Source organism: Yinghuangia aomiensis (assembly GCF_039542225.1).
Lineage (GTDB): Bacteria > Actinomycetota > Actinomycetes > Streptomycetales > Streptomycetaceae > Yinghuangia > Yinghuangia aomiensis.
Genome location: NZ_BAABHS010000013.1, coordinates 130,620 through 149,088, shown reverse-complemented (window position 1 = coordinate 149,088; position 18,469 = coordinate 130,620). Strand labels below are relative to the sequence as shown.

The window sequence follows — 18,469 nt, the reverse complement described above, 5'->3', positions numbered from 1 at the left end:
TTTCCCACTATGTCAGTACGGATATCCGCGCAGTTTCCCTCGTGTTCGTCCGCACTGCGCCACGATCCGGTCATGGCTTGCCCGCCAGCGCGATCAGGAACTCCTCGGTGCGGGCCAGAGATTCGGCGCGGTCCGTGCCGAGGCCGAGCGGGGCGGCGATCAGGTCGGTGCCGCCCGCGTCCGCGTAGGCCTTGAGACGGGCCGCGACGGTCTTCTCGTCGCCGATGAGCGCCACGTTCGCGGGCGCGCCCGCGTCGCCGAGCGTCAACACCCGCTGGTAGGCGGGGATGCTGTCGTACATCGCGAACATCCGTGCGGCCTTCTCCCGCGCCGCGTCCGCGTCGTCGACGATCGCGACGGGCAGCCCGACCACGACGCGCGGCGCCGGGCGGCCCGCGGCCTCCGCCGCCGCGGTGATGCGCGGGACGATGTGGTCGCCGACGGCGCGTTCGTCCGCCCAGTAGGTGATCGTGCCGTCCGCCAGCTCGCCCGCGAGCTTGAGCATCAGCGGCGCGAGGGCCGCGACCAGGATCGGGTACGGGCTGCCGCCGGGCACGTCGAGGAGCGCCTCGGTCGTGTACAACTCGCCGTGGTGGCTGATGCGTTCCATCCCGCCGCGCTGCGCGGCGCGGAGCACCTCGACGTATTCGCGGACGTGCGCGGCGGGCCGGTCGTACTTCAGCCCGTACATGCCTTCGATGACGCCGGGGTGCGACGGCCCGATCCCGAGCGTGAGCCGCCCGCCCGCCGCGGCCTGCGCGGTCATCGCCTGTTGCGCCATCGCCATCGGATGCCGCGGGTACGTCGGCACCACGGCGGTGCCCAGCTCGATGCGCGCGGTGGCCTGTCCGGCCAGCGCGACCCCGGTGAGCGCGTCGAGACTCCACGGCATATGCGGCAGCCAGCCGGCCGCGAAGCCGTTGTCCTCGGCCCACCGCGCCCGTTCGACCAGGTCGGCGATACTCGTACGCCCGCCGCTCACGTCCCCGATGAACACGCCGATCCGCATACGCAGCCCTTTCCGCGTGGATCTCCGCCGCTGGAAATCCGGTATCGGAGTGGTACCAGGGCTGCTTGGATCACGCCATGGTGAAGCGGCTTTTGGACCGGGTCCTGGTGGTGGATGTCGAGGCGACGTGCTGGGACGGTCCGGTGCCGGACGGGCAGGCCAACGACATCATCGAGATCGGCCTCACGGAACTCGACGTGGCGACCGGCGAGCGGATCGCCAAGCACGGTGTGCTGGTCCGGCCGGAGCGGTCCACGGTGAGCGCCTTCTGCACGGGCCTGACCACGCTCACCCAGCAGGACGTGGAAGGCGGCATGCCGTTCTCGGACGCGTGCGCGCTGCTGCGCGGCGAGTTCGGCAGCCATCAGCGGGTGTGGGCGAGCTGGGGCGACTACGACCGGCAGCAGTTCGACCGGCAGTGCCGCGACCTGGGGGTCGCCTACCCGTTCGGCACCCGGCACCTCAACGTGAAGACGCTGTTCTCGCTCGCGCACGCCCTCCCCCGCGAACTCGGCATGGCCGCCGCGCTGGAACATGCCGGACTGCCGCTGGAGGGGACCCACCACCGCGGCGCGGACGACGCGTGGAACATCGCGGCCCTGCTGGCCGGGGTGCTGGGCCGGGGCCGCTGACGGCGCAGGCGGCAAGGCGGGGGCGCGGAACCGGACCCCGGCCGCCCCGGAAAAATGCCCTGCTTCAGGCGCCGGGCTCCCGGGTACCGGGCGGAGACGAGTACGGCCGGACAGGCCGTGCGCGGCGGCGACCACGATTCGGGGAGGGGTACGGGCATGGCGGCGGCACATACCGAGGAGGCTCCCGACGGTCCCGCCGACCTGGTCCTGCTCGGCACGGCGGCGACCATGGACACCGCCCGGCCGGACGCCTCCGCGGTGGCGGTGCGCGGCACCCGGATCGTCGCCGTGGGCGGGCCGGCGGAGGCCGCGCGGTGGACCGGACCCGGCACCCGCACGGTGCACCTGGGCGACCGCTGCCTGCTGCCCGGCTTCGTCGAGGCGCACGGGCACGCCATCACCGAGGCCCGGCTGTTCGGCACCGACCTGGTCGACATCCGCCCGATGACGGTGCCGACGGCGGACGAGGTCGTCGCGGTGATCCGCAAGACGGTCACCGCGCGAGGCACCGACGGGGCGGCGTTCATCGGCTGGGATCCCCTCGGCCACGGCGCGGACCTGCCCGAGCCGACGCGGGCGTGGCTGGACGCGATGGCGCCGGACACTCCGCTGGTGATCCTCACGCAGGCCGTCCATCTGGCGTTCTTCAACAGCGCCGCCGCGGACCGTGCGGGACTCGGCCGCGGGACCCCGGACCCGCCCGGTGCGCGGTTCGGCAGGCTTGCCGACGGCACCCCGGACGGGACCGCGCACGGCGGGGCGGCGATCCGGTTCCTGTTCGCGGGCCGTGAGGACCCGCGCGAGCAGTTCACCGCCGCGGCGCTGCGCGAAATGGCCCGCCTCAGCCAGGTCGGCGTGACGACGGCCAGCGAGATGGCGTGCATGCCCGAATGGCGGCGCGCCCTCCTCGACATGGCGCGCGCCGGTCTGCCGCAGCGGGTGCGGCTGCGGCTCTACTCGCCGAGCGAGACGACCCCGACGCAGGGCCGGCGGCCGGGCGAAGGCACCGATCTGACCCGGGAGATCGGGGTCAAGGTGTGGGTGGACGGGTCGCCGTTCGTCGGCTCGATCGCCGCGTCGTTCCCCTACCTGGACACGCCGCTGACCCGTCGCCTGGGCTTCGGCACGCGGCCGCGCGGCAAGGCGAACTACTCGTGGGACGCCCTCGCCGAGATCGTCGAGGCCTACGTGCCGCTCGGCTGGCAAGTGGCCTGCCACGCGCACGGGGACCTGGCGATCGACATGGTCCTCGACGCGTACGAGAGCGTCCTGTCCCGCTATCCGCGCCGCGACCACCGGCTGCGCCTCGAACACGCCGGGGCGATGCGGAACGACCAGTTCGCCCGGGCCGCGGCGCTCGGGGTGACGGCGAGCATCTTCATCGACCACGTCTACTACTGGGGCGACGTGCTCACCGACGACCTGTTCGGTCCCACCTACGGGTCGCGCTGGGCGGCCGCCCGGTCCGCCGTCGACGCGGGCATGCGCATCTCCCTGCACAACGATCCCCCGGCGACGCCCGAAAACCCTCTGCACAACATCACCGTCGCCACCACGCGCCGCTCGCGCACCGGGCGGCTGCTGGCCCCCGAGGAGTGCCTGACGGTCGATCAGGCACTGCGCGCGCAGACCATCGACGCGGCCTACCAGCTGTTCTGCGACGACATCACCGGCTCGCTGACCCCCGGCAAGTACGCCGACTTGGTGGTGCTGTCCGCCGACCCGCGCCGCGTCGCCCCCGAACGGATCGAGGACATCGACGTGCTGGCCACGTTCCTGGCGGGCCGTCAGGTGTTCGGCGAGGCACTCGTCTAGCGGGCACCGGCCCGACGCGGCCGACCGCTCAGCACTTCGGGATCGGCACGGCCCCGTGGTCCGCTCGGGCGGCGAGCGCCGCGCCCACGATGCCCGCGTCGTTGTGCAGCGCGGCCGGGACGATCTCCGCGCGCACATGCTTGATGTGCGGCAGGAACTTCTCGGCTTTCTTGCTGACCCCTCCCCCGATGATGAACAGCGACGGCGAGAACAACATCTCCAGGTGCCGCAGGTAGTGCTGCACGCGGTGCGCCCAGTGGTCCCAGCTGAGGCCGTGCTCTTCGCGGACGTTCCCCGCCGCGTGGTGCTCGGCCTCGTGGCCGTTCAGCTCCAGGTGCCCGAACTCGGTGTTGGGCACCAGCACTCCGTCGTGGAACAGCGCGCTGCCGATGCCGGTGCCGAACGTCAGCACGAGCACCGTGCCGCGCCGGTCCCGCCCGGCGCCGAACCGCATCTCGGCGATCCCGGCCGCGTCCGCGTCGTTGACGACGGTCACCGGTGCGTGGAGCGCTTCGGAGAACCGGCGGCGCGCGTCCAGGTCGACCCAGCCTTTGTCCACGTTGGCGGCGGTGTGCGTGACCCCGTCGAGCACCACGCCCGGGAACGTGATCCCGACCGGGCCGCGCCACGAGAACCGGGCGACGACGTCGCACACCACGTCGACGACCGCGTCCGGCGCGGACGGCTGCGGCGTGAGCTGCCGGACCCGGTCGTGCAGCAGGCGGCCGGCCGCGGTGTCCACGGGTGCGCCTTTGATCCCCGTGCCGCCGATGTCGATGCCCAGGCAGGTTTCCACCCGTTCATAGTCGGCGGTCGTGCGGGGATATGCCACGGGGCGCGCCGCCCGGCGCCCGCCGGTCAGCCGGGCAGGTCCGGCAGGTCGGCGGCGTGCAGCGTGCGCAGGTCGTCGTGGCCCGCGTCCGGCATGCGGGCCAGCCGCGACGCGTGGTTCTCGATCATCGTCTCGAACGTGCGCCGCGCTTCCCGGGCGTTGCCGAAGCCGCTGCCGCGCGGCAGGCGCCGGAAGTAGGTGAGCAGCGACGCCTCGGCGGCGTCGGACAGCGCGTACTCGTGTTCGGCGACCTGTTTGCCGGTGATCTCGACCAGGTCCTCCGCCGAGTAGTCCTGGAAGGTGATGGTGCGGGAGAACCGCGATCCGAAGCCGGGGTTCGAGGCGAGGAACCGGTCCATCTCGTCGGTGTAGCCCGCGACGATCACCACGACGTCGTCGCGGTGGTCCTCCATGAGCTTCACCAGCGTGTCGATGGCTTCCCGGCCGAAGTCGCGGGACGGGTCCGGCGGCGCGAGGCTGTACGCCTCGTCGACGAACAGCACGCCGCCGCGCGCCCGGTCGAAGACCTCTTTGGTGCGCGGCGCGGTCGAGCCGATGTGCTCGCCGACCAGGTCGACGCGCGACACCTCGACGAGGTGCCCCTTGCGCAGCACGCCGAGCGCCGCGGCGATCTCCCCGTACAGCCGCGCCACGGTGGTCTTGCCGGTCCCGGGCGAGCCGGTGAAGACCAAGTGGCGGCGCAGCGTGGGCGCCTTGAGGCCGGCTTCCTCGCGTCGCCGGCCGACGGAGATCAGGTCGATGAGGTTGCGGACTTCCCGCTTGACCGACTCCAAGCCGACCAACGCGTCCAGTTCGCCGAGGAGTTCCTCGGCGTCGCGGCCGGAGGCCGGGATCTCGTCGTCGCCGCCGGGGCTGCTGCCCTCGCGGGCGCCGGGCAGGGTGAGGCGTTCCGTGAGCAGCGCGACGCCGGCCTGCTTGGACTCGGGCTTGAGGGTGGCGGGGGTGTCGCTGTCGCCGGGGCCGTCGCCTTGCGACGTGCATTCGGCGGCCAGCGGTCCGGCGTCGGCGAATTCGAAGCCGCCCTTGGCGTTGCCTCGGGTGCGGCAGCGGGTGAACGACGGCTGGCAGCCTTCCCGGACGTGCACGCCGTAGCCGCGGCCGTGCGCGACCTCGCAGTCCTCGAAGTCGCCGCGGCCGCCGCCGGAGACCCTGATGCCTTCGCCGTCGGCGCGTTCCACGGTGACCCGGCGCACGGTCGGTCCGGCCGCGCCGGTGACCGAGACGCCGTCGGTGACGTCTTCGATGACGCAGTCGGCGACGATGCCGCCGCAGTCGCCTTCGGTGAACCAGATGCCGGTGGTGCCCTTGCGGATGCGGCAGCCGTTGACCGACACGACGGCGCCTTGGCCGACCGAGATGCCGGTCTCCTCGACGTCGTGGATCTCGCAGTTCTGCATCGACAGGCCGGTGCCCACGCCGCCCGCCTTGACCGCGTCGAGGACGTCGTGGATGCGGCAGTCGCCGAGGGCGGCGTCCGCGCCGTCGCCGACCCACACCGCGGGGTGGCCGCCGGTGGAGTCGTGGAACTCGCAGTCGATGACCGACGCGCGGGCGCCGCGGTCCATCAGCGACAGGCCGTTGCGGCCGAAGCTGCGCAGCGTGCAGCCGCTGAGGGTGACTTCGGAGTGGCCGTGCACGTCGACGCCGCTGCGGCCGGTGTCGCGCAGGTGGCAGGCGACCAGGTTGGCGGTGGCGCCGCGGTCGATGCTGACGCCGTTGGCTTCCGCGTCCCGGATCCGGCAGTCCTCGAGGGTGAACGCGGCGAGGTCGTCGACCTGCACGCCGGTGCCCTTGACCGCGGTGATCTCGGTGCGGACGGCGCTGCCGCCGCTGGACTGGCCGCCGACCGAGACGCCGGCCCAGCCGACGCGTTCGATCTTGCAGTCGGTCATCGACGGGGTCGCGCCGCCCGCCACGCACACGCCGCCGCCGCCGACGTCGTGGATGTGGCAGGAGACGAGTTCGGGCATGGACTGGTCGCCGGCGAAGACCGCGGGCTCGGTGTCGGAGCCGTCGTGGATCTCGCAGTCGGTCACGGAGCCGGCGGTGCCGGGGCCGCTGAAGCGCATGCCGTGGCCGGACACGTCGCGGACCCGGCAGCCGACGATCGCGGGGCGGGCGCCGTCGCGGACGTCGATGCCTTCGCGGCCGGTGCCGGAGATGTCGCAGTCCTCGTAGGTGCCGCGCGCGAGGCCGGTGATCCCGAGGCCTATCCCGGCGGGGTTGCCGATCCGGCAACGGCGCAGGATCGGGTCGGACGAGCCGCGCACCTCGACCCCGACGACCGACGAGGCGCGGACGGTCAGCTCCTCCAGTATCGGCGCGCACCCCTCCACGACGACCGCGGAGGCGAGCACGCCGGCGCCGCCGTCGAGGGTCAGCCCGTGCACGGCGGCGTCCGCGGCTACGGTGAGCGCGACGCCCGCGACGGCTTCCACGACGACTGTGCCGGGGCCGTCCGCGCAGGTGAGGGTGACCGGGACGGACACCACGACGTCCTCGTAGTACGTCCCGGCCGCGACGACGACCGAGTCGCCCGGGGCGGCGGCGGCGACCGCCTGGCCGATGGTGGCGTACTCGCCCGAACGCCGCCGCCAGCGGGTGCTCTGCACCACCTGAAGAACCCGACCCGCCATGGCGCGTCTGCCACCAACCCCTCGACGATCCCGTGCTCCGGTCCCGCGGTCCTCGTGCGGACCGCCGTGGCCGCGCTCCGGCGGGGATCCGGCGGGCATGGCCACCAGCACCGTACAGTCCAACGACGCGGGGTCACGCCGAGGTCACGGTAACCGGCGCGCGAAACGCGGCGGGATGGTAGGGAGTTGCCGGAATGCCCGCGCGGGAAAGTCCTCGGGGCATCGCCCGATTGCCGAGTGGCGCAGGGTCAGCGGCCGCCGGCGTTCGCGTCGTCGCCGGTCAGGGGCGCGCCGGAGGATTGCGGCGCGGCCGGGGCTTCGGAGGGGCCGGCCGTCGCCGAGGTGCCCGCGGACTGCTCCGGGGTGGCGATCGCGGCGGACTCGTCGCGGAGCCGGGCGAACAGCACGTCGGCCTCGGGGCGGACCAGCGCGACGCGGTTGGGGTCGGGGTCGTAGGCGGTGATCGGCGTGGTCTCGAACTTCACCGCGCTCTCCGGCAGGCCCTTGAGGCTGTTGAGCAGGTCGTACAGGTCGCTCAACGAGCCGAGGCCTGGATCGGTGGTGATGGCTTTGGTCGCGGCGTCGAGGATGCCGTAGAGCCGCGTCGGGCTGGTGAGCAGGCTCTCGGTCTTGACCTTGTGGACCATCGCGGTCATGAAGAGCTGCTGGCGTTCGATGCGCTGGATGTCGCTGCCGTCGCCGATGCTCTTGCGGGCCCGCACGAAGCCGAGGGCCTGCTCGCCGTTGAGGACGACGTCGCCGGCCGGGAGGTCGAGCTTGGCGGCCTTGTCGTCGATCGGCTTGTCCAGGTGGATCGGCACGCCGCCGAGGGCGTCGACGAGCTTCTTGAAGCCGGTGAAGTCGACGGTGATCTGGTGGTCGACGCGGACTCCGGTCAGCTGTTCGACGGTCTTGACGGTGCAGGCGGTGCCGCCGGTCTCCATCGCGCTGTTGAACATACCGAAATACGCACCGGACTGGGTGCCGTCGGCCTTGGGGCAGGCCGGCACGTCCACCATGAGGTCGCGCGGGAAGCTGACGCCGAGGGCGGCTTTGCGGCCCTCGGGTATGTGCAGCAGGACCGTCGTGTCGGAGCGCTGCGTGTTGCCGAGTTCCGAGTCGCCGTACTCGGCGTTCGCCCCGGCGCGGCTGTCCGTGCCGACGAGCAGGATGTTGAGCGCCTTGGTGGCGGGCGGCCGGCCCTGGTCGCCGAGCTTGGCCGCGAAGTCGTCGGTCTTGATGTTGCCGTTGAGGCGGTCGTACGCCCACCAGGCGAGCCCGCCGATGGCCAGCATCACCAGGACCATGCCCGCGGCGGCCCCGATCAGGATGCGCTTGCGGCGCCGCCGCCGGGACTCCCGCCGCCGGTCCGCCCGCACACCGCTCGGACCGCCCGTGGACCCTTCGGGTCCCTCGGGCGGCACGGGGCTGGACTGCGGAGTTTCCGGCACGTATTTCGCTTTCGTCGGCCCCCGACGGCACGTTTTCTCACTGTGCCATCAATCGTATAAAGCCGCGATATGAGGTCGATAAGGGCTCTCACCAGGCAAAACGCACCGGAGAAGAGGTGCGGGCGGGTGGGTTTGGGAGCTGCGCGGCCGACCGGATACGACAAAGGGCAGGCGCGTGTGCGCCTGCCTTTTGTCGTGGGTCCGGGGCTTCAGTTGCCGCCGGTCGTCCTGCCTGCCTTGGGGCTCGTGCGGGTGCCCAGGACGCCCAGGACCACGTCGACCAGGCGTCCCAGGCGTTCGAGTTCCGTCGGGTGGAAGTTCGGGCCGTCCGTCCGCACCACGAAGAGGGTCAGCCAGGACGGGCCGATGGGCGCCGCGGCGCCGTAGGTGCCGGGGGTGTCGAGTTCCAGTGCGAGGGGGCGCAGGGGCGACACGAGGGGCAGGTGGGGCACCGCGGGGGCCTGCCAGCTGGAGTGGACGACGGCGCGGGACTTGGTGCCGCGGGTGGCGACCGCCCAGGCGGCGTGGAAGAGCGCGGGTGCGGCGTCGACCAGGGTGGCGACCGCGCGGCCCGGGTCCCGGGAGACCTGGCCGAGGACGTCGAGTTCGGGCGAGGCGCCGGGCACCTCGCCCGCCGCCCAGCAGCCTTCGACGCGCACGCCCTGCAGTGATTCCAGGCCCTCGACCAGCCGGGCCACCGGGCGCTCGCCCGGCCAGGACACGGTGAACTCGTCGACGGCGCGGCCGGTCAGGCGCTCCAGCACGGTCATCTGGAGGACGTCGGCCCCGGCGGTGCCGAGGCTCTGCGTGACCCGGGCGAGGGAGCCGGGCCGGTCGGGCAGCGAGACGCGCAGGCGGAACAGCATGGGAGACCGCCTCCTTGGGGAGTACGCGGGGCCGACGCTCCGACGGGCGGAACGCGCCGGTCCGGGTGATGATGATCTGTTCCGATCATGGACCCCGTCCCGGTCCGATCCGATCATCGACCCGGCACGTTTCGCTCGTGTTGCCGAGTGATGACACCGGCGTGAGCCGTACGGTGCGACCCCCGGCGCGGCCATGAGCGTTTGCCAACGCCGCGGAAACGTTCACGCGACGCGGCGGCAACACCCCTCGATCAAGATCCTCGGCGATCGCCTCGGCCGGACCGTCACCCCTGTCCGGACCGGCCCGGCGGAGAGAGAGGGTTGCATGGAGCACTCGGCACCGTTCGCCGAAACGTCGCGGCGCGGGTTCCTGCGCACCGTCGGCGTCGCCGGCGGCGCGGGCGTCCTGTACTCGGCGATGGGCGCGATGGGTCTCGCGCCCGTGCCCACCGCGGACGCCGCGTCGTACCGCGCGCCGCAGGAGTCGGACTTCGCGCTCAGCGGGCGCGGCGGCAAGAAGGTGGTGATCCTCGGCGGCGGTATCGCGGGGCTGGCCACCGCGTACGAGCTGGGCAAGGCCGGCTACGACTGCCGGATCCTGGAGGCCAAGAACCGCCCCGGCGGCCGCAACTGGACGGCGCGCGGCGGGACCACCGAGACCGATCTGGACGGCAACACCCAGCAGGCCCGGTTCTCCGACGGCCAGTACATGAACTGCGGTCCGGGCCGTCTGCCGCAGTCCCACGTCACGCTCGACTACTGCCGGGAACTCGGCGTCGAACTGCAGGCGTTCGTCAACCAGAACGCCGACGCGTACATCTACCACCAGAACAGCGCGGCGCTCGCGGGCAAGCCGATGCGCTGGCGCACCGCCAAGGCCGACGTCTACGGCTACGTGTCCGAGCTGCTCGCCAAGGCCACCGACCAAGGCGCCCTCGACGCGGCGCTCACCAAGGACGACAAAGACCGCCTGATCTCCTTCCTGCAGAGCTTCGGCGCCATCAAGGGCAAGGCCGACGGGTTCGCCTACGCGGGCACCGACCGGCGCGGCTACACCGTCGAACCGGGCGCCGCCGACAACGCGGGCGTGGTCCTCGGCCCGGTGCCGTCGCTGTCCGATGTGCTGGCCAGCGGCGTCGGCCAGCGCTTCTCCTTCGAACTGGGCTACGACCAGGCGATGATGATGTTCCAGCCGGTCGGCGGCATGGACGCGATACCGCGGGCCTTGGAGAAGGCGATACGCCGCGGCACGATCCAGTACGAGGCGGCCGCCACCGCGGTCGCGAACGTCCCGGGCGGCGTCGAGGTCACCTGGCGCGACAAGCACGGCCGCGAACACGTCGAGCGCGCGGACTTCTGCGTCGTCGCGACACCGCCGCACATCGCCGCACGGCTGCGGCACAACCTCGGCGACCCGGTCACCAACGCGCTCAAGACCCCGACGCCGCTCGCCGTCGGCAAGATCGGCCTGGAGTACAAGCGCCGCTGGTGGGAGCTGGAGGACCGGATGTACGGCGGCGTCGTGCCGACCGACACCGACCTGGCCAACATGTGGTTCCCGTCGTACGGCTACCAGGGCCGCCGCGGCACCGTCATCGGCTACTACAACACCGGCGCGAACGCCGAGGCCTACGGCAAGCTCCCGCACGCCCAGCGGGCCGAGCGCGCGGTGGCGCAGGGCGTGAAGATCTTCGGCGACCGCTACCGCAGCGAGCTGGCGGCGTCGTTCAGCGTCGCGTGGCACCGCACCCCGTTCCTGGAGGGCGGCTGGGTGGGCTGGCGGGACCAGAACGGGCCCGAGTACAAGCTGCTGAACCAGCCCCAAGGCAACGTCTACTTCGCGGGCGACTGGCTGAGCCACGTCATCGCGTGGCAGCACGGCGCGTTCACGTCGGCGCGCAAGGTCGTGACGGACATCCACACGCGGGTGATGGCGGCATGAGCGGAGTACGGACGATGTCCCACGAGGGATCGCAGACCGGCTCGCGCTCCGGGCCGGACACCGGGCCGCACAAGCGGTCGCACAAGCGGAAGGCCTGGATCGCCCTCGGCACCGCGGCCGCGCTGGCGCTCGCGGGCGGCACGGCCGCCGACGCGCACGACAACCGGATCGGCGACAAGGAGGTCCGGGTCGCGCTGCCGGCCGGGCAGTCCAACCCGTCGATCGCGACCGGCGTCGGCACCGGCGCGGAGGTGGCGATCTACCAGAGCAGCGGGCTCGGTCCGGGCGCGCTGAACCCGAACGCGCCCGCGGGCTCGCCCGAGAAGTACACCGATCCGGCGCTCACCGCGGGCGCGGAAGGCGTGACGGTGACGGAGGCGCAGGCCCTGGTCGTGCTCAAGGCGATCCAGGACAACCTCAAGGCCGCGGGGCTGACCCCCGCGGACGTCATCACCATGAAGTGCTACCTGATGAAGCCGCCGGGCGCGGCGACGGCCGACTACGCCGGATGGAACCGGGCGTACCGGCAGTTCTTCGCGAACATCGATCTGACGAGCAAGCAGGTCGTGCCGGTGCCGATGGGCACGTCGCCCGCGAAGGCGCCGATCCTGGCGAACAACGCGCGGCCGGCGCGGGCCACGATGGAGGTCGCGTCGCTGGCGGTGCCGGGCTGGCTGGTCGAGGTCGAGGTGACCGCGGCGTATCCGGCGAAGGGCAAACGCTAGAGGCCGCGGGCGGGAGTTGCGGGGCGCGCGGCGGTCGGCCGTGCCCCGCGACTCCCGCTTCACCCGTTTCATCCGTTTGTCCACCGGGGAACCGGTTACCCCTTCTCGGAGTCCCGATGGCGATCCGAGGAGGCCGGGCCGGTGGCAGTGCGCGGTGTGGAGATCGTCGCCGAGGGAGTCGCCGTCCGCGGGCCCGCGGGCATCGTGGTGACCGATATCGACGTCGATGCCCGCCCCGGGACGCTCACCGTGCTCGCCGGGCCGTCCGGGTCGGGCCGCACCTCGCTGATGCTGGCGCTCGGCGCCCGGTTCAAGGTGCGGCGCGGCCGGATCACCGTGGACGGCGTGGCGCTGCCGAAGGGCGGGAAAGCGGCGCGCGACCGGATCAGCGTGGCGCGGGCGAATCCGGTGGTCGGGCTGGAGGAGCGGCTGACCGTCGGGGAACTCGTCGCGGAGCGTCGGGCCATCGGCGGGCCGTACGTGTCCGACACTTCACTGGCCGACGCGTTCGACCTGGTCGACCTGCCGTACACGCCGGACACGCTCGCCGGGGACCTGTCGTGTGTCGAGCAGCTGCTGCTCGCCCTTGCGCTGGCCGCCGCGGAGCGCACCGGCGGGATCCTCGTCGACGACGTGGACGACGGCATCGCGGGCACCGACCTCGACCGGGCCTGGTTCGCCGTCCGGTCCGTCGCCCGCGCCGGCGCCACGGTGATCGCCACCGCGACCACTCCCCCGCCGCCCGGTCCGTCCGCGGCCGACCTGGTGCTGCGGCTGCCCGGCCACGACGTGCACGCCGCCGCGCGGGATGCCGCGCGGAAGGGCGGCGTCCGGTGAACTTCCTCCGGCTCACCCGCCTCGAACTGCGGCGCTTCCGCGGCTTCCCGTTGCCGCGCCTGGTCCCGGTCGTGATCGCGCTGGTGCCGCTGCTGTACGGCTCGCTCTACCTGTGGTCGAACTGGGACCCCTACGGCCGCTTCCGCGACGTGCCCGTGGCGATCGTCAACGAGGACCGCCCGGTCACCGTCGACGGCCAGACCGTCGCCGCCGGGCAGCAGCTCACGCGGACGATCCTGGCGTCGGGGACGTTCAAGTGGCGCGAGACCACGGCGGCCAAGGCCCTGGACGGGTTGCAGGACCGCGACTACTACTTCACCGTCACGGTGCCGCCGGACTTCAGTGCCGGACTCGCCTCGACCGGGACGCCCCAGGCCCGGCAGGCCATGCTCACGATGACGCTCGACGACGCCAACGGCTTCATCATCGGCAAGGCCGCCGAAAGCGCGAAGGCCTCGCTCCAGGGCGCGATCACGCAGGCCGTGCAGTCCACGCTGGCACAGCAGGCGTTCGGCCGGCTGGGCACGCTGCAGCAGCAGCTCGGGCAGGCCGCCGCCGGGGCACGGCAGTTGGACGCGGGCATCGGCGTCGCCCCCGACGACCAGCTCAAAGCGGGCGCCGGACAGCTCGCGACCGGTCTCGACGGGCTCGCCGCCGCGGTGCCGGTGCCCGCGAACCCCGGGCAGACCACGACGTCGCTGACCACGCCGGTCACCATCGCGGAGCACAACCTGCACCCGGCGAAGGTGTACGGGCGCGGCATGGCGCCGTTCTTCTTCGCCATCGCGCTGTGGGTGTTCGGGCTCATCGCCTTCCTGGTGATCAGGCCGCTCAACACGCGTGCGCTGTCCGGCCGGTCGGGCGCGGTCACGGTGGCGCTGGCGGGCTGGCTGCCCGCGGCGCTGCTCGGCGTCGTCGGCGCGTGGGTGCTGTACGGGGTCGTCGACCTCGGCCTCGGCCTGGACCCGGAGGACGTGGGCCGGACGCTGGGGCTGCTCGCGCTGGGCGCGGCCGCGTTCGTGGCGATCGACCACGTGCTCAACACCGCGTTCGGCGTGGTCGGCGACGTGGTGTCGCTGATCCTGCTGATGCTGCAACTCACGTCGTGCGGCGGGCTCTATCCGATCGAGACCACGCCGCTGCCGTTCCGGGCACTGCATCCGATCCTGCCGATGACGTACCTCGTCGACGGGCTGCGGGTGACGATCTCGGGCGGCGAGTCGTGGGTGCTGACCCGGGCCTGCCTGGTCCTGGGCGGATATCTGCTGGTGGCACTGGCGTTGTCGGTGCTGGTGGTGACACGCAGGAGGGTGTGGACCATGGCACGGCTCAAACCTGTCGTCCAGCTGTAGCAGACCTGGGCTCCAGCCCTCGTCGGCGCCGCGTACCGTCGTCCTATGCAGGGCGCCGGCCCGGTTCTCGCGGAGAATCGGTCGGGGGGCGCGGGCCGCACGTCGAGGGAGGGCGCTCGGGATGGCCGAGGGACGCATAGAGATGCTGAACGAGAAGGCGGAGGCCGCTTTGCGGGAGTTGGGTCCCGACCACCCGGGAACGCTGGACGCGCGCGCCGAATGGGCGCGGGCACTCGGTGAGGAAGGGCGTACGGCGGAGGCGGCGGAGGCGTTCGGCGAACTGGTCGCGGAGTACACGCGGCTGCTCGGCGCACAGCACCCCGACGCCCTGCTGGCACGCCACAACCAGGCGTTCTGCCTCGGGGTGTCCGGCAACGCGGTCACCGCCGAAGCGCTCGCCCGCGACGTCGCCGCCGACTACGTCACGCTGCTCGGCGCCGACGACCCCGAGACGCTCAACGCGCGTGCCGCGTGGGCGCGCTGGATCGGCGAGACGGGCGACGCGGGCGCGGCCGTGCGGATACTGGCGCCGGTCGTGGACAGCTGCGTCGACGTGCTCGGACCGGTGCACGCGGACACCCTGGCCAACCGGCACCTGCACGCGCACTGGGTCGGCCGCTCGGGCGACGTGGCGGGCGCGGCAAGCCTGTTCGCGGACATCGCCGGGGAGAGCGAGCAGGTGCTGGGCGCGGAGCACCCGGACACGCTGACCGCCCGGCACGACCATGCCGTGTGGACGGGCGAGTCCGGCGACGCCGCCCGGGCCCGCGACGTGCTGCGCAGCCTGGTGCCGGATGCGGTGCGCGCCCTCGGCGCGGGGCATCCGGACACGCTGGTCATGCGGCACAACCTGGCGCATTGGACCGGCGAGGCGGGCGACGCGGGCACCGCGCGGGCGCTGCTGGAGTCGCTGAGCGCGGACAGCGAGCGCATCCTGGGCGCCGAGCACCCGGAAGCGGTCAACAGCCGCCGCGCGCTGGACTGGTGGACGTGGGGTCCGAAGGCCGGCGGCAAGCCCGATGCGGAGGACGCGGGCGGCCCGAAGGGCCCGGGCGGTCCGGACGGCGGCAAGTCCGCGGCGAAGACGAAGGACAAGTCCGCGAGCAAGGCGAAGAACGCGGCCGAGGCGCAGACCGGCGACCGGGCCGACGACCGGACGAAGGACCAGACGGAGGACCAGGCCGGGGCGAACGCGGCCTGACCCGGTCCGACGTGCGGCGGCGTCGTCCGCGCCGCCGCTCGCCGGCAGGTCCACCGGACCCTAGTCCCGCTCGGGGACCGGCTCCGCGAGGCGGTCGAGGTCGAACTCGCCGTCGCGCACGCCGAGTACGAAGGCCGTCCACTCGCCTTCGGTGAACCGCAGGACCGGGCCTTCCGGATGGGCCGAGTTGCGCATAGCGACCGCGCCGCCGCCGATCTCGGCGGTCTGCACGACGCCTTCGCCGGTGGTGTCCTCGCCGTAGCTGATCCACTCGGCGCCGCTGATGTCGCGTGCGTACAGCTCGGCCTTCTCGGCCTCCATCTCCTCCTGCGTGGCCATCGCGTGTTCCCCTCTGCTCGCTGTGCCGGCCGGGTCGTTCGCTGGCCAACGTACGGCACAACGCGATCGCGCGGACACGGTACGTGCCAACACGGCAGCGGGCGCGTGCGCCGGGTCGGCTTCGCCGGTACGTTCCGCCGTCCCGCCGCACGCGCCCGAACCCGCGGCCCCACCCCCGGAGCCGCGGGCGTCGACCCGCCGGGTCAGCCCGTCAGAGCACGACCTCGGCGGCGATCCGCAGGTCGCCCGCATTGCGGCCGACCATGACGGCATAAGTGCCCGGCACGACCGTCCAGCCCTCGGCCGCCTCGTCCCAACGGGCGAGCGTGGCCGCGTCGACGGTCACCGTGGCGACGGCCTTGGCGCCCGCGGCGGCCTCGACCGACGCGAACCCGACCAGGCGCAGCGGCTCGGGCGCGCCGAACAGCCTGCCGTCGGCGGGCTCCAGGTAGACCTGCACGACCTCGCGGCCGTCCCGGCCGCCGGTGTTGGCGACGGTCACCTCGACGGTCAGACCGTGCGCGGCGTCGCCGGACACGGTGGCGCCTTCGTAGGCCCAGTCGGTGTAGCCGAGGCCGTAGCCGAACGGGTAGGCGGGGGTGAGGCCGCGGGCCGCCCAGAGGCGGTAGCCGATCGCGGAGCCTTCGGCGTAGTCGTGTCCGCCGTCGACGACCTCGGTGGACAGCACCGGGACGTCGGCCTCGTCGGCCGGGTAGGTGGTGGGCATGCGCCCGCCGGGCTCGACGGCGCCGGTCAGCACGTCGGCGAGCGCCGCGCCGCCTTCCTGCCCCGGCAGCCACGCCCACACCAGCGCGGCGACGTCGTGCCGCCACGGCATGATCACCGGCGAGCCGGCGTTGACCACGACGATGGTGTTCGGGTTGGCGGCGGCGACGCGCGCGACGAGTTCGTCGGTGCGGCCGGGCAGCGCCAGGTCGGTGCGGTCGAAGCCCTCGGACTCGATGTCGTCGGTGGTGCCGACGACGACGATCGCGACGTCGGCCGCGGCGGCGTCGGCGACCGCGGCGGCGATCTCGTCGTCCTCGGCCAGGCGCGGGCCCTCCCAGCCCAGGCCGGTGGCGGCGAACCCGGCCTCGCCGAGGGTGTAGCGCATCTCGACCTCGACCGGCACGCCCGCCGCGGCGGCCACCTCGAAGCGCTTGATCGGCGGCCTGAGCAGCTCCTCGATGGTGTCGTTGCTCTCCGACACGAGCGCGAACTCGCTGCGGACGCCGTCCAGGGTCAGGACGAACTCCCCGGCGCCGCGCACGTCGAGCAGGTGGGTGCCGTCGACGGCCGGGGTGAGGCGGGCGCGGGCGGTGAGGGCGGCGGTGCCCTGCGGGAGCGTGCCCGGCCAGAAGACCAGGTTGGAGCCGAGGCGGTGGTCGGTGCCGAGCGAGCTGCCGTCGGCGGCGTGGAACTCGACGCCGAGGCCGGCCTCGCCGGTGGCCGGGTCGACGGACGCGTCGAGCGGCAGGTCGGCGAGCGCGCGGTGGGTGAACGCGCCCTGCCGGAACGTCAGTTCGACGTCCGGGCCGAACGCGGCGCGCAGGCCCTCGGGGATGCCGACGACGTGGTCGGGGTTGACGTGGGCGCTGCCGCCGCCCTGCGAGGACAGGCGCCCGGCGTTCGGGCCGACGACGGCGACGCGGGCGAGCTTGGCCGGGTCGACGGGCAGCACGCCGCGGTTCTCCAACAGCACCATGGCGCGGGCGGCGATCGCCCGGACCTGCGCGTCGGCGTCGGCGGGCAGGGTGACGTCGCCGCGCGGGGCGGTGTCGCCGAGGACGCCGACGCGGGCGGCGAGGCGCAGGATGCGCAGCACCTTGTCGTCGAGGACGGCTTCGTCGACGCGGCCGGCGGTGACCGCCTCGACCAGCGCTTCGCCCCAGAACTCGTTGGGCGCGGGCATCGCGAGGTCGGTGCCGCCGTCGGCGGCGGCCTCGGTGGAGCGGACGGCCAGCCAGTCGGAGACCACGACGCCGTCGAAGCCCCACTCGCCCTTGAGGACGCCGTTCTGGAGGCGCGCGTTCTCGGTCATGGACCGGCCGTTGGTCGCGTTGTAGGCCGACATGACCAGCCAGACCCGGGCCTCCTGGACGGCGGCGCGGAACGGCGCCAGGTAGACCTCGCGCAGGGCGCGCTCGCCGATGCGGGAGTCGTAGCTCATCCGCTCGTTCTCGGAGTCGTTGGCGACGTAGTGCTTCATCGTCGCCGCGACGCCCGCGGACTGCACGCCTTCCACGAAGCCGACGCCGATCTCGGCGGTGAGCAGCGGGTCTTCCGAGTAGCACTCGAAGTGCCGGCCGCCGAGCGGGGTGCGGTGCATGTTGACGGTCGGCGCGAGGAGGACGTGGATGTCCTTCTCACGGGCCTGCGCGCCCATGAGGTAGCCGATCTTGCGGGCGACCTCGGGGTCCCACGCGGCGGCCTGGGCCGTCGGGGAAGGGAACAGCAGCGAGGTGTCGCGCTCGTCCCACAGCACGCCGCGGACGCCGACCGGACCGTCCGACATGCGGAGCTTGCGCAGGCCGATCTGCGGCATCTCGGGGAGCGACCAGAAGTCCTCGCCGACGACCAGGCGGACCTTGTCCGCCAGGGACAGCCGGGCCACCAGGCCGCGCAGCTCGTCCTCGCCGATCCCGGTGTCCGGGGTGGGGGTGCGGGTCGTCATGGCGTCTCCACTGTCGCTCGCCGAAAATCCTGCGCGTCCCGGGAAAGGTAACCCCAAAAACCTAGTGAACGGTAGTTTTGTTATTCCCACGTGATTCACACCATGTCCGCGCCCCCGCAGGGCACGGCAGGATGGGC

Annotated in this window: 14 protein-coding genes; 7 read left to right on the top strand and 7 right to left on the bottom strand. The window is 73.0% G+C overall.

What is annotated here, in order from left to right; genetic code table 11:
• Window positions 1–70: 70 nt before the first annotated feature.
• Window positions 71–1,009, bottom strand: a complete 939-nt coding sequence (locus tag ABEA93_RS19515) for a TIGR03564 family F420-dependent LLM class oxidoreductase (RefSeq protein WP_345676898.1) — start codon at window positions 1,007–1,009, stop codon at window positions 71–73.
• A gap of 77 nt (window positions 1,010–1,086) precedes the next feature.
• Here ABEA93_RS19515 and ABEA93_RS19510 point away from each other — a divergent pair, with 77 nt between their 5' ends.
• Both ABEA93_RS19510 and ABEA93_RS19505 read left to right on the top strand, forming a co-directional pair.
• On the top strand, window positions 1,087–1,641 hold the full coding sequence (locus ABEA93_RS19510) for a 3'-5' exonuclease (protein WP_345676897.1): 555 nt from the start codon (window positions 1,087–1,089) through the stop codon (window positions 1,639–1,641).
• A gap of 156 nt (window positions 1,642–1,797) precedes the next feature.
• Window positions 1,798–3,456, top strand: a complete 1,659-nt coding sequence (locus tag ABEA93_RS19505; RefSeq protein ID WP_345676896.1) for an amidohydrolase — start codon at window positions 1,798–1,800, stop codon at window positions 3,454–3,456.
• A gap of 28 nt (window positions 3,457–3,484) precedes the next feature.
• Here ABEA93_RS19505 and ppgK read toward each other — a convergent pair whose 3' ends face one another.
• From ppgK to ABEA93_RS19485, 4 genes are all read right to left on the bottom strand, one after another.
• Entirely contained in the window at window positions 3,485–4,288 is an 804-nt protein-coding gene (gene ppgK, locus ABEA93_RS19500; RefSeq protein ID WP_345676895.1) for a polyphosphate--glucose phosphotransferase, read from the bottom strand.
• Between the two features lie 26 nt (window positions 4,289–4,314).
• The gene (locus ABEA93_RS19495; RefSeq protein WP_345676894.1) at window positions 4,315–6,924 is read right to left on the bottom strand and encodes a right-handed parallel beta-helix repeat-containing protein; all 2,610 of its coding nucleotides are present in this window, start codon (window positions 6,922–6,924) and stop codon (window positions 4,315–4,317) included.
• Window positions 6,925–7,193: 269 nt separating this feature from the next.
• Window positions 7,194–8,396, bottom strand: coding sequence for an LCP family protein (locus ABEA93_RS19490; RefSeq protein WP_345676893.1), 1,203 nt, complete (start codon window positions 8,394–8,396; stop codon window positions 7,194–7,196).
• Window positions 8,397–8,605: 209 nt separating this feature from the next.
• Window positions 8,606–9,262, bottom strand: a complete 657-nt coding sequence (locus ABEA93_RS19485; RefSeq protein WP_345676892.1) for an ACT domain-containing protein — start codon at window positions 9,260–9,262, stop codon at window positions 8,606–8,608.
• A 325-nt stretch (window positions 9,263–9,587) separates the two neighbouring features.
• Here ABEA93_RS19485 and ABEA93_RS19480 point away from each other — a divergent pair, with 325 nt between their 5' ends.
• The 5 genes from ABEA93_RS19480 (at window position 9,588) to ABEA93_RS19460 (ending at window position 15,319) form a co-directional block, all read left to right on the top strand.
• A complete protein-coding gene (locus tag ABEA93_RS19480; RefSeq protein ID WP_345676891.1) occupies window positions 9,588–11,204 on the top strand; it encodes a flavin monoamine oxidase family protein in 1,617 nt (538 codons plus the stop codon).
• A 14-nt stretch (window positions 11,205–11,218) separates the two neighbouring features.
• On the top strand, window positions 11,219–11,929 hold the full coding sequence (locus ABEA93_RS19475) for a Rid family hydrolase (RefSeq protein WP_345676890.1): 711 nt from the start codon (window positions 11,219–11,221) through the stop codon (window positions 11,927–11,929).
• 141 nt (window positions 11,930–12,070) lie between these two features.
• Window positions 12,071–12,766 carry an ATP-binding cassette domain-containing protein gene (locus ABEA93_RS19470; RefSeq protein WP_345676889.1) on the top strand — a complete coding sequence of 232 codons (696 nt, stop codon included), beginning with the start codon at window positions 12,071–12,073 and terminating at the stop codon, window positions 12,764–12,766.
• Window positions 12,763–14,118, top strand: a complete 1,356-nt coding sequence (locus tag ABEA93_RS19465; protein WP_345676888.1) for a YhgE/Pip domain-containing protein — start codon at window positions 12,763–12,765, stop codon at window positions 14,116–14,118. Before ABEA93_RS19470 ends, ABEA93_RS19465 begins: the two co-directional genes overlap by 4 nt.
• A 121-nt stretch (window positions 14,119–14,239) precedes the next feature.
• Window positions 14,240–15,319: a tetratricopeptide repeat protein gene (locus ABEA93_RS19460; RefSeq protein WP_345676887.1), complete on the top strand. Its 1,080-nt coding sequence runs from the start codon at window positions 14,240–14,242 to the stop codon at window positions 15,317–15,319.
• A 60-nt stretch (window positions 15,320–15,379) separates the two neighbouring features.
• Here ABEA93_RS19460 and ABEA93_RS19455 read toward each other — a convergent pair whose 3' ends face one another.
• Window positions 15,380–15,658, bottom strand: a complete 279-nt coding sequence (locus tag ABEA93_RS19455; RefSeq protein ID WP_345676886.1) for a DUF397 domain-containing protein — start codon at window positions 15,656–15,658, stop codon at window positions 15,380–15,382.
• 211 nt (window positions 15,659–15,869) lie between these two features.
• Entirely contained in the window at window positions 15,870–18,332 is a 2,463-nt protein-coding gene (locus tag ABEA93_RS19450) for a beta-glucosidase (protein ID WP_345676885.1), read from the bottom strand.
• Window positions 18,333–18,469 lie beyond the last annotated feature (137 nt).